This is a genomic window from Bradyrhizobium viridifuturi, from assembly GCF_001238275.1.
GTDB lineage: Bacteria > Pseudomonadota > Alphaproteobacteria > Rhizobiales > Xanthobacteraceae > Bradyrhizobium > Bradyrhizobium viridifuturi.
Map to the genome: position 1 here is coordinate 36,874 of NZ_LGTB01000060.1, position 11,006 is coordinate 47,879.

The following is an 11,006-nucleotide window of genomic DNA, read 5'->3' on the forward strand; positions in this document are numbered from 1 at the left end:
TCTTGCGAGGGTCATTTCCGGACAAGTTCCGGGCGCATAGCTCAGTTGGTAGAGCAGCTGACTCTTAATCAGCGGGTCCCAGGTTCGAGCCCTGGTGCGCCCACCAAGCTTTTCAATAGCTTAGGTAAGCCCTCGTAGCGGTCATTCCGACAAGCAGCCATGTCTATTTCGACAAACCGGCTGCTTTTTTCGCTCCTCGCGCCGCTGCCTGGTCCCCGATATCGGCTGTTTGCGCGTCCATTTCGCGTAGGTCGGCAATTGCCGCGCCGACCGGTGGCGGCCTGCTGCACGCAGTTCCGCGTCCGTCAGATCGCTGTCGGCGCCCTCCGCAAATCCGCCATGGCAGAACGAGGTAAACGAAAGCTCAGCTCGGATGCCGGCTGCCGCGACGATGTCCTTCATGACGCTGCGCAGGTACCGCAAATCCTTGCGTTTAGCGATCCATGGTATCGGGGTAAGCGATTTGCGGTGCGCGTGATTCCGCTGGAAAACCAGCCCCGAAACCACGTGTTGCTTGATGGCGACGAGCTCGGCCATCAGCTCCGGGAAGAGGGCTTCTCCCCGGTCATCGAAAAGCGGCCACCAGGCTTCTTGCCCGTTCTTGGGATGGACGATCTTGACACTGTTGGGCCGTTCCTTTGGCCGGTAGTGCGTGATCTCGAAGGCGCAGAAGACATGCTCCTCGCGCTGCAACCATTCCCAGGTCACCAACGCTGCCGTTGCAACCGTGAAGGTATCCGAGCTTCTTCGCGGCTTTTCTGAACGCAACGAGATCGTCCCAGGTGGCGGTCGGTGTCTCCCGGACAGGCTTGCCCGGATCGAACGCGCTGTTGGGCATTGTTGATGAAATCAAATCGATCGAGCCCACCGTACAGCAAAATAAGCATGCTGAGCAGCACTGGGAGAATCTATCGGGTTCAACCGATAATTTTCCCAATCATCCGTGCTCTTGAACTCCGCCCGGCCCATGGCTGACGCGGCACCACCGTGACCCGCTTGCCTGGGACGTCAGGCAGGGCATACGACGAAATCACCTCGACCTTGTTCAGCGCTGACGTGAACGACGAGATCTCGGCGCACAGCGGCGCTGGAAATGCTGATGTCACGCTCATCGCCAGCGGCAAAGTTTTCGCGATCGAGACCGCGCAGGCGAAGCCGGTGAAGATTGCGAGCGATAGCCGCTGCCGGTCTCGTCCCGCAAATGGGGCCAATGCTTCGATCGCGACGCGCATGGGTTGCTTCTTCCTCAGGGCATGATGTTCGGCTTGAACACCGAAAGCGGCGCCGGATCGCGGCTTGGCGCCGGCGGGACCTTTCCGTCGACATCGGTAAAGCCGTATTCGGCCGCCAACTCCGAGGCGAGCAGGATTTGGCCGCTCTTAGCCATCATGTTGGGATCGCCAGCGAGCGCAGCCACGGCGCGTCCGGCGAACACCGGCGTTTCGCCGCGTTCCGTAATTAGCCTGGCGAGAGCCGGCGGCACGCGGTCGGGCTGCGCCGCAAGCTTCTCGCTCTTGATGTAGCCGGGCCAGATCGAGACCGCGGCAATGCCGAATGGCTGCAGCTCGTGCGCCATGTCGCGCGCCATGCGATCGACGCCAGATTTCTGCACGCCGAACGGCACGTTGAAGGTGTAGCGGATGCCGCCGCCTGATGACGTGTTGACGATCAGGCCACGCCCTTGCGGTAGCATCAGCGGCACAGCGAACTGGCTGGCGATAAAATGCGAACGCAGGCCGACGCGGTGCATGGTGTCCCATAGCGAGGCCGGCACCTGCCAGAACGGCACATTCACCGGCATCACGTTCGGCGCCGCGAACACGTTGTTGACGAGCACGTCGAGCCGTCCGTGGTCGCGCCGGATCAGGTCGAAGACCTCCTTCACCGAACCATCGTCGGAATGATCGCACAGCACGCCGATGCCGCGGCCGCCGGCCTCGTCGATCGCGGCAATGGTCTCGTCGAGCGAACCTGGCCATTCCGATCCGCCGCTATTGCGCGTCCGTGCCGTGACGATCACGGTCGCGCCGGATTCGGCAAGGCCGATCGCCACACCCTTGCCGACCCCGCGGCTTCCTCCCGTCACCAGTGCAATGCGATCCTCGAGGCGTCCCTTGGTCATGCGATCTCCCGATATGGCTTCTCTGGAAGGTATCTTGACAATAATCTTCCTAGGAAGATATTAGGTCGGGAGCGTTGAAGGCGTCAACAGGGAGGTTTCGCGATGGTCACCAGGGAAGAGAACGAATTGCTGTGCCGCGTCACGGGTGACGCGCCGATGGGACGGATGCTGCGCCAGCATTACTGGCTGCCGGCTGTGCTCTCGGTGCGCGTGCGCAAGGGCGAGGCGCCGGTTCGCGTCAAGCTGTTCGGGCGCAACTTCGTCGCGTTCAGGGGCAACGACGGCACCGTCGGTTTCCTCGACGAGGCCTGTCCCCATCGCGGCGCCTCGCTGGCGCTGGCACGGGTCGACGATTGCTCGCTGACCTGCCTGTTCCACGGCTGGAAGATCAAGGCCGATGGCGAGGTGCTGGACGTTCCCAACGAGCCGAACAATCCCAGGGAATTCGCCAAGACGGTCAGGGCGAAATCCTATCCGGTGCGCGAAGGCGCCGGCCTGATCTGGGTCTGGCTCGGCGCGGGCACGGCGCCGCCTGCGCCCGACTTCGAATGGATGGATTTGCCGCCGGACCAGGTCTACACGGCCGGCATCGAGCTCAATGCAAACTGGCTGCAGGGCGTCGAGGCGACCATCGATTCCTCGCATGTCGCGCTGCTGCACCAAAGCTGGACCGCGACCTCGTCGACCGATTTTGGCGCGACGCGCGTCAACACTGAAGTGGGCTACGAGTTCGAGAAGAAGGCCTACGGCTTCCGCGCCGCGGCGTTGCGCACCGGACCGGACGGATCGTGCCTCGCCCGCGTCACCGAGTTCGTGATGCCCTATTACGGCTTGATCGCGCCGATCTATTCCGGGCCGCAGCAGGATCGCACCGCGATCATCGCGGTGCCGATCGACGACGAGAACCTGATCCAGTGGTACATCTTCTACAATCCCGAGAAGCCGGTGGATTCCTGGCGCAAGGTGCAGCGCGCCAACCAGTGGCCGATGGCCGGCGGCCTGCCGGGCGATCAATCCAACAATTGGGGGCAGAACCGCCAGATCATGGATGCCGGCAACAGCACCGGATTCCACGAGATCGTCATCGAGGATTTTGTGGTCATGGTCAGCATGGGTCCGATCGTCGACCGCTCGCAGGAGTATCTCTGTTCGGCGGACCAGGCGATCGTCAGGGTGCGCCGCCAGCTGCTCGACGAGGTGCGCGGCTTCATGGCCGGCAAGCCGCCGAAGAGTGGCCAGAGCGAGACCATGTCCTACAAGGACATCCGCGCAGTCGGCGGCCGCCTCGCCTCCGCCGCCGAGGATTGGCGGCAGATTCCCCGCTGATCGGATCGCAAGCCGGGCGCGGACGTAACGTCCGCGCCCATGTCTCAGCCTTGGTCCGGAGACGATTTCACATGAACTGGCACCATCTCTGCGCTGCCGCGAAACTATCGGAAGGGGAGCCGCTAGGCTTCAGGGTGGGCGAGCGGCGCGTCGCGCTCTACAAGTTCGGCGACGATATCTTCGCAACCGACGACGTCTGCTCGCACGCGTTCGCGTTGCTCTCGACGGGCTTCCTCGAAGGTCACGTGATCGAATGTCCGCTGCACGGCGCGATGTTCGACGTGCGCGACGGCAAATGCCGGTCGAGCGCCTATAAGGATATCGCGGCATTCAAGGTCGAGATCCGCGATGGCGAGGTCTATGTGCAGCTCGACGGCGGCGCTGCCCTGGAAGCCGCCGGCGAAAGCAGTGCGGGCGTCAAACTGTGAGTGGCCTCGTCGTCATTGGCGCCTCCTATGCCGGCATCCAGGCAGCGCTCACCGCGCGTGATGCGGGCTATACCGAGCCGGTGACCGTGATCGCCGATGAGAACGCACTGCCCTATCAGCGGCCGCCGCTGTCAAAGGATTTTCTGCTCGGCGAGATCGGCGCGCAGGGCCTCCTGATGCACGACGAGGCCGTCTTCGCCGACAACCGAATCGATCTGCGTCTGGGCCACCGCGTTGTCGAGATCGATCGCAACGCCGGCCAGGTAGTGTTGAACGGAGGCGCGGCGCTCGGCTTCGACAATCTCGTCATCGCTACCGGCTCGCGCGCACGGAGGATCGCGGTCTCCGGCGCCGAGCTCGACGGGGTCTGCTATATCAGGTCGATCGCCGAAGCCGCCGATCTCAGGGCGCGGCTCGGCGAGGCCCGCGAGATCGTGATCATTGGCGGCGGCTTCATCGGGCTCGAGGTCGCGTCCTCGGCATCCAGGCTCGGCAAACGGGTGACGGTGATCGAGGCGGCGTCGCGATTGCTCGAACGGGCCGTGTCTCCGGCAGTGTCGCGTTTCCTGCTCGACGTTCATACCTCGGCGGGCGTTGCGGTGAAGTTCGGCACAGCGGTCTCGGCATTGATCGGAACGAGTGGGCGGGTTGCTGCGGTCGAGCTGGCCGGAAGCATCCATCTTCCCGCGGACCTTGTCGTCGTCGGGATTGGCGGCATCGCCAATGACGAGCTCGCCGCTGCCGCGGGCCTCGAATGCGCCAACGGCATCGTGGTGGATGCGCACGGCCGGACGGCATGCCCGGGCATCTACGCCGCCGGCGACTGCGCCAATCACTACAGCCGGTTCGCGGAGGGCTGGATCAGGCTGGAGTCGGTCCAGCACGCGCAGGACCAGGGACGGGTTGTCGGTCTCGCGATCGCCGACCGCTATGAGCCGTACGACAGCGTGCCGCGGTTCTGGTCGGATCAGCACGATCTCAAGCTCCAGATCGTCGGGCTCGCTTCGCGCTGCGACCGGACCGAGATCCGCGGCGAGATCGAATCCGGCCGGTTCTCCATGTTCAACTATCGGCAGGGCAAGCTGGTCGCGGTCGACAGCATCAACAATCCCGCCGATCAGATGGTGGCGCGGCGGCTGATCGCGGCCGGGATAACGCCGGCGCCCGAGCAGGTGGCAGACAGCTCGAGCGATCTCAGATCGCTCCTGAAGACGGGCAGCAAGGCCGTCGCGTAGTGCCACCGGCGCCGCTGCTAATCCGCTGCAAGCCGGCTGGACTTCTTCGTCGCCTTCACGGATCGGACGGCAAGGAGCTTGCGCAGGCAGCGGTCGAGCATCGCGAGCTCCGCCTTGGTCAGCCCGCTGGCCTCGGTCACGCCCTCGACCACTCTCGCGACCTCGGCAATACCGCGGTCGGCAGCCGCAAGACCCTTGGCGGTCAGGCGGACCAGCTCCGAGCGGCCATCATCGCTGGCGGAGACGCGCAGCACGAAGCCGCCTTCCTGGAGCCGCGCCACGCGCTTGGTCATGGCACCCGACGTGACGAGAAGCGCGCGGAACAGGTCGGTTGGGCGCAACTCGTACGGCTTTCCCGAGCGCCTGAGCGCCAGCAAGACGTAAAGCTCGCCGGTCTGCAGCCCGACGGCCTTCGCGATCGCCTGCAGGCGCATTTCGTGCAGCTGGTTGACGCGCTCCAGCCGCAGCAATGTGCAGGCGGCGGCGAGGTCGAGGTCGGGACGCTGTTCCAGCCACGCCGCCTCGATGTCGTCGTAGAGGGTGCTGTCGGGTGTCGTCGGCTGCTTGATCGCAGGTTCGGTGCGGCGTGACACGCTGCTCTTCTTCATTCCCTTCCAGTCCCCTTCGTCCCGCGCCAAGGCGCCGGCACCATGCATCGCAGCAATCTAACACCGCCACATCATCGTGTCGCCTTGCAAGTTCCCGGCATAGCTGCGCGCCGGGGACGTCACTCCGCGAAGCGGCCATTTGCGGACTTTCGTCGCGGTTGACAATTATCTTCCTGAGAAGAATATTCCAGGTAAGAAAACAGGGGAGGAGTACATGCGCGGACTTCGCGCGATCGTCACGTTTGCGGCCTTGGTCGCTGCTTGCGTCTCGGCCCGGGCGGCCGAGACTGAACTGATTCTCGGGCAAACCATGCCCTATAGCGGGCCGGCATCGGCGCTGAGTGCGGTCGGCAAGGTGCAGACCCGCTATTTCCAGATGATCAACGATCGTGGCGGCATCAACGGTCACAAGATCAAGCTGATCTCGCTCGACGACGGCTATAGCCCGCCGAAGGCCGTGGAGCAGACGCGCCGGCTGATCGAGAATGACGAGGCGGTCGCGATCTTCGGCAGCATGGGCACCGCGCAGAACGCCGCGGTGCAGAAATATCTCAACGGCAAGAAGATCCCGCAGCTGTTCGTGTTCGCGGCGAGCGCGCGCTTCGCCGACCCGAAGACCAGCCCCTACACCATTTCGGGCATGACGCTGTTCAGCACCGAGGCCGCGATCTACGCGCGGCTGGTGGCCGAGCACACGCCCGCTTCGCGCGTCGCCGTGCTGTACCAGAACGACGACTACGGCCGGGAATATCTCCGCAGCTTCAAGGCCGAGCTGGCCCGGCTCGATCCCAAGGCCGAGATTGTCGCGGCGTCGCCCTACGAGGTCACATCGCCGACGGTCGATTCGCAGGTGGTCTCGCTGGCCAGCACCAACGCCAACATCTTTCTCAATGCGTCGACCGGCAAGTTCACCTCGCAGGCGATCCGCAAGGCGGGCGAGCTCGGTTGGCATGCACAGCAGTTCCTGCCGATCGGCAGCAACTTCGTGCCGACCATCCTCAAGCCGGCCGGGCTCGAAAACGCCAAGGGTGCGATCTCGGCGACACCGACCAAGTCGGTCGGCGATCCCGAATGGGCCAACGATCCCGCCTATCTGGAGTGGCTGGCTTTCATGAAGAAGTACTATCCCGAGGGCGATATCGAGGATCAGCTCAACTTCACCGGCTGGAATGTCGCCGTGCTGATGACCAAGGTCATTGAGGCCTGCGGCGACGATCTGTCCCGGCAGAACATCATGAAGCAGGCCACCGCGCTGAAGAACCTCGCGCTCCCCGGCCTGATCCCGGGCATCACGGTCAACAGCAGCCCGGACGATTATCGCCTGATCACATCGCTGCGGCCGCAGCGTTTTGATGGCGAACGCTGGGTTCCGATGTCCGGCGCCATGGCCGCGCAATGAGGGTGGGCCGAGGATCGCGTGCGGCTGCTAGCGGCCGCGCCTCAGTTCCTCGGTGGCGCGCCGGAGCACCTCGTGAAGCCATTCGTGCGACGGCTCGCCCTCGACGCGTTCGTGCCACAGCAGCCGGACTTCCACGGGCGTCGTGGTGTAGGGCAGTTCATGGGCCGTGATCGCGTGCGCCGCCTCGAGCGCCCGCGCCAGTGGCCGCGGAACGATCGCGGCGAGTTCGGAATCGATCAGCAACGCAGGCAGTGCGAGGAAGTGCGGCAGCGAGACCGCGATCCGCGGCGGCCGGTCGCTGTCGGACAGCGCCCGTTCCAGCGCGGGGCGGTCGTACATCTCCGAACGGCGGGCAAGCCCGCGCTCGGAGATGAAGCCGCCGATCGCGCCCTCCTGCTCGCCGCCAAACGAGACGACAACCAGCGGCAGGTTGGCGAGCTTCGCGTTGTCGAGCCGGCCGAGCTTGCGCTTCTTGCCGACGATCAGCACGTCGTCATATTCAAATAGCAGGGCGGTGTGGAAGCGGCTCGGCGGCGACGAGAACACGCCGATCGCAACGTCGATGCGGCCGAGGTCGATCTGCTCTGCCAGATCGATCCGCGTCACCGGCTTGATCGTGAGATCGATCGCCGGAGCCTCGCGGCCGAGAATTTTCAACAGCGGCGGCGCCAACACCATCGTGGTGAAGTCGTTGGCGGCCAGCGTAAACAGCTTGGTGGATTTCGCCGGTACGAAGGTCGGCAGCTCGACGGCCGTCTCGAGCGACCGCAGCGCCTGGCGAACCTGCGGCGCCATCGTCAACGCGCGCGCCGTCGGCTGCATGCCGGTCGCGGTGCGGACAAACAGCTCGTCATCCAGCATCTCGCGCAGCCGTGCCAGCGAGTGGCTCACCGCAGACTGGCTCAGTGCGACTTTCTGGCTGGCGCGCAGCACGCTGCGCTCCTCCATCACGGCGTCGAACACCTTGAGCAGGTTCAGGTCCAATGTCTTGAACGAAACGGACACGATGAGAGTCCCGTCGGTAGCGGATCGCGCGCCTGTGCGGAAATTTGCGATCGCACGCAGTTAAGGCCAGGCGCCCGGCTGATGCAACCGGCCGGATTTTCCGGGGCAGGTTGCCGCTTTGCCGCCGTCGGCGTTCTGAAGCCGGTTCAGGATCACCCTGCAAGACTTTCACTTCCGCAATCCCGTGTTCTGGCCAAGAGTGCGGCCGCCGGGTTGGGAGGAAACAACATGATCAATGCCTCGGTGAAATCGAACCAGGGTGGTGCGTGCAGGTCGCTCGGATTGGTGCTGGCGCTCGCGATGCTCGCAGCACCTGCGATTGCCCAGAACGGGCCGGTCAGGCTCGGTGTGCTGACCGACATGTCGTCGCTCTACGCCGATAACGGCGGTCAGGGATCGGTCGTTGCGGCGCAGATGGCGGTGGACGATTTCAAGGGCAGGGTGCTCGGGCGCCCGATCGAGATCATCGCGGGGGATCATCAGAACAAGGCCGACATCGGCGCAGCGATCGCCCGGCGGTGGCTGGAGAACGACAACGTCGAGGCGATCCTGGACGTCCCGAATTCCGCCGTCGCGCTGGCGGTGCAGGGCATCACCCGCGACAAGAAGAAGCTCTTCCTCGCTACCGGCGCGGCGACGTCCCGCCTGACGGGCGACGAGTGCTCGCCGACCGGCATCCATTGGACCTACGACACTTACGCGCTGTCGCAGGGCGCGACCAAGGCGATCTCGCGGCTCGGCGCCAAGTCCTGGTTCTTCCTTTCGGCTGACTACTCGCTCGGCGCGCAGCTCGAGGCTGACAGCCGCAAGGTGATCGATGCCACCGGCGGCAAGGTGCTCGGCGCGGTGAAGCATCCGATCAACACGCCCGATTTCTCGTCGTTCCTGTTGCAGGCGCAAGCCTCCAAGGCGGACGTGATCGCGCTGGCCGATGCCGGCGGTGATTTCATCAACGCCGTCAAGCAGGCGGGCGAATTCGGAGTGACGCGCACCCAGAAGCTTGCCGGCCTGATCGTCTTCATCGCCGACATTCACAGCCTCGGGCTGCAAAGCGCGCAAGGCCTGATGCTCAGCTCGGCGTTCTATTGGGACTTTAACGACGAGACGCGGGCATGGTCGAAGCGCTTCATCGAGAAGACCAAGAAGGTGCCGACCATGATCCATGCCGGGACCTATGGCGCCGTCATGCACTATCTCAAGGCAGTCGAAGCTGCAGGCACGCTCGATGGGCCGACCGTGGCCGCCAAGATGCGGGAACTGCCGGTCAACGATTTCATGACCCGCGACGGCAAGATCCGTCAGGATGGCCGGCTGATTCGCGACATGTATCTGTTCCGCGTCAAGTCTCCCGAGGAGTCGAAGTACCAGTTCGACTACTACCAGCTCCTGGCCACGATCCCCGGCGAAGAAGCCTTCAGACCGATGGAGGACGGCGGATGTCCGCTTGTGAAGAAGTCGTGATCGAACCGGACGCTACGCGCGGCGTTGCGCACAATCCGATCGACGAGGTGATCGCGAGCCGGCTCTCGTGCCGCGAGTTCTCGGGCAGCCCGGTCGCGCGCGCGACCATCGAGCAGATCCTGCGCGTGGCGCGGTTCGCGCCGAGCGGCGCCAACATCCAGCCTTGGCACGTCTATGTGCTCGCGGGCACCGCCAAGGCCGAAGTGTCGGCTGCGCTGCTGCACGCGTTTGAGACGGAGCCGAGCGAGCACGTCTCCGAATATCAATACTACGCCAGCGAGTTTCCCGAGCCATATCTCGGCCGCCGCCAGGAGTTCGGGCGCTTGTTCTATGGCTCGCTCGGTATCGCGCAAAGCGACGCCGCGGCGCGGAGCAGGCAGACCGCGAAGAACTTCGGCTTCTTCGGCGCACCCGTTGGGCTGATCATCACCATCGATCGCCGCCTCGCGATGGGAAGCTGGCTCGATCTCGGCATGTTCATCCAGAACGTGATGCTGGCGGCGGTCGGACGCGGGCTGCAATCCTGTCCGCAGGAAACTTTCGCGAAGTATCACCGGATCTTGCGTCCGGCGTTGTCGATCCCGGCCGAGCAGATGGTCGCCTGCGGAATCTCGGTGGGTCACCCGAGGGAGCGCGGGAGGGCGCGGCTGATGCCGCGCGCAGATCTGGAGGCATTCGTCTCCTTCAAGGGATTCGAAGATTAGAACAGGAGAAAGCCATGGGAAGCCGTGAACAGCTGATCGAACGTAGCATTCCGTTTCTGCGCGAAGTCAAGGACATGACGCCGAGCGCGGCGATGGAGCGCTGGCTCAACGAGACGTATGGAGAGACGAGCGCGCTCTATCAGGATCTCGCTCGCCTCATCAAAACGGGAGTCGAGGAGGGCTGGGCCGCGAACCAGGAGGTCGAGGGCCCGAACTATCGGCGTAGCCGCATCCTCGAGCCGGTCCCTGAGACGTTCCAGTTCAGCATCACCGCGGTCTACATGAACAGCGCCGATCCACGCCGTTTCAAGGACGACGACGATCATGACGTGTTGCGCGGGCAGTATCACGGTCACCCCTATGGCGAACTCAATCTCGTCGTTCCCCTCGACAAGGGCGCCGAGTTGAAGGGGCTGCAGGGCTGGCAAGGACCCGGCTGGACCGCGCCGGATCCCGGCAGCCGGCATTATCCGGAAGTCAGAGGCGGCGCGGTCATTGCGCTGTTCTATCTGCCGGCCGGCCGCATTTCGTATGATTTCAAGGCGCCGGTCTGACGCCGGGCACATGCGCCAATCTGCCTGGAGCAAGCACATGACGTTGATCTATCCGGTCGCTTCGAACCGCATCCATCCCGCGCGGCTGTCGCCGGACTATCGCTCCACCGTGAAGCGCGCGCCGCAAAAGCCGTTGATCCCGATGCGGCATACGCTCTCGGAGC

The 11,006-nt window shown here is 64.3% G+C and carries 12 protein-coding genes, 1 tRNA gene and 1 pseudogene; 9 read left to right on the top strand and 5 right to left on the bottom strand.

The window, feature by feature from the left end; translation table 11 throughout:
* Positions 1 to 30: 30 nt before the first annotated feature.
* Positions 31 to 106, top strand: a tRNA-Lys gene (locus ALC15_RS37425).
* 35 nt (positions 107 to 141) lie between these two features.
* Here ALC15_RS37425 and ALC15_RS37430 read toward each other — a convergent pair.
* The 3 genes from ALC15_RS37430 to ALC15_RS37440 form a co-directional block, all read right to left on the bottom strand.
* On the bottom strand, positions 142 to 768 hold the full coding sequence (locus tag ALC15_RS37430) for a hypothetical protein (RefSeq protein WP_128089697.1): 627 nt from the start codon (positions 766 to 768) through the stop codon (positions 142 to 144).
* 149 nt (positions 769 to 917) lie between these two features.
* Positions 918 to 1,232, bottom strand: coding sequence for a cupin domain-containing protein (locus ALC15_RS43770; protein WP_128089698.1), 315 nt, complete (start codon positions 1,230 to 1,232; stop codon positions 918 to 920).
* 14 nt (positions 1,233 to 1,246) lie between these two features.
* A complete protein-coding gene (locus ALC15_RS37440) occupies positions 1,247 to 2,122 on the bottom strand; it encodes an SDR family NAD(P)-dependent oxidoreductase (RefSeq protein WP_050631612.1) in 876 nt (291 codons plus the stop codon).
* Positions 2,123 to 2,224: 102 nt separating this feature from the next.
* On the opposite strand from ALC15_RS37440, the gene ALC15_RS37445 reads away from it, so the two are divergent.
* The 3 genes from ALC15_RS37445 to ALC15_RS37455 all read left to right on the top strand — a co-directional run bounded on the left by ALC15_RS37445 (position 2,225) and on the right by ALC15_RS37455 (position 5,111).
* The gene (locus ALC15_RS37445) at positions 2,225 to 3,448 is read left to right on the top strand and encodes a Rieske 2Fe-2S domain-containing protein (RefSeq protein WP_050631613.1); all 1,224 of its coding nucleotides are present in this window, start codon (positions 2,225 to 2,227) and stop codon (positions 3,446 to 3,448) included.
* Between the two features lie 71 nt (positions 3,449 to 3,519).
* Entirely contained in the window at positions 3,520 to 3,876 is a 357-nt protein-coding gene (locus ALC15_RS37450; RefSeq protein WP_050631614.1) for a non-heme iron oxygenase ferredoxin subunit, read from the top strand.
* On the top strand, positions 3,873 to 5,111 hold the full coding sequence (locus ALC15_RS37455; RefSeq protein ID WP_050631615.1) for an NAD(P)/FAD-dependent oxidoreductase: 1,239 nt from the start codon (positions 3,873 to 3,875) through the stop codon (positions 5,109 to 5,111). The genes ALC15_RS37450 and ALC15_RS37455 overlap by 4 nt, the downstream gene beginning before the upstream one ends.
* 17 nt (positions 5,112 to 5,128) lie before the next feature.
* Here the strand turns inward: ALC15_RS37455 and ALC15_RS37460 are convergent, their stop codons facing one another.
* Positions 5,129 to 5,719, bottom strand: coding sequence for a MarR family winged helix-turn-helix transcriptional regulator (locus ALC15_RS37460; protein WP_157860975.1), 591 nt, complete (start codon positions 5,717 to 5,719; stop codon positions 5,129 to 5,131).
* A 214-nt stretch (positions 5,720 to 5,933) separates the two neighbouring features.
* On the opposite strand from ALC15_RS37460, the gene ALC15_RS37465 reads away from it, so the two are divergent.
* Positions 5,934 to 7,118, top strand: a complete 1,185-nt coding sequence (locus ALC15_RS37465; RefSeq protein ID WP_050631617.1) for an ABC transporter substrate-binding protein — start codon at positions 5,934 to 5,936, stop codon at positions 7,116 to 7,118.
* A 27-nt stretch (positions 7,119 to 7,145) separates the two neighbouring features.
* Here ALC15_RS37465 and ALC15_RS37470 read toward each other — a convergent pair whose 3' ends face one another.
* Entirely contained in the window at positions 7,146 to 8,123 is a 978-nt protein-coding gene (locus ALC15_RS37470) for a LysR family transcriptional regulator (protein ID WP_050631618.1), read from the bottom strand.
* A gap of 228 nt (positions 8,124 to 8,351) precedes the next feature.
* Here ALC15_RS37470 and ALC15_RS37475 point away from each other — a divergent pair, with 228 nt between their 5' ends.
* From ALC15_RS37475 to ALC15_RS37490, 4 genes and pseudogenes are all read left to right on the top strand, one after another.
* Complete coding sequence (locus tag ALC15_RS37475) at positions 8,352 to 9,584, top strand: ABC transporter substrate-binding protein (protein ID WP_050631628.1); 1,233 nt, start codon at positions 8,352 to 8,354, stop codon at positions 9,582 to 9,584.
* Positions 9,560 to 10,288, top strand: a complete 729-nt coding sequence (locus ALC15_RS37480) for a nitroreductase (protein ID WP_050631619.1) — start codon at positions 9,560 to 9,562, stop codon at positions 10,286 to 10,288. Before ALC15_RS37475 ends, ALC15_RS37480 begins: the two co-directional genes overlap by 25 nt.
* Before the next feature lie 14 nt (positions 10,289 to 10,302).
* Positions 10,303 to 10,842 carry a 4-hydroxylaminobenzoate lyase gene (locus ALC15_RS37485; RefSeq protein ID WP_050631620.1) on the top strand — a complete coding sequence of 180 codons (540 nt, stop codon included), beginning with the start codon at positions 10,303 to 10,305 and terminating at the stop codon, positions 10,840 to 10,842.
* Positions 10,843 to 10,879: 37 nt separating this feature from the next.
* Positions 10,880 to 11,006, top strand: a pseudogene (locus tag ALC15_RS37490) (protocatechuate 3,4-dioxygenase subunit beta); the annotation flags it as partial.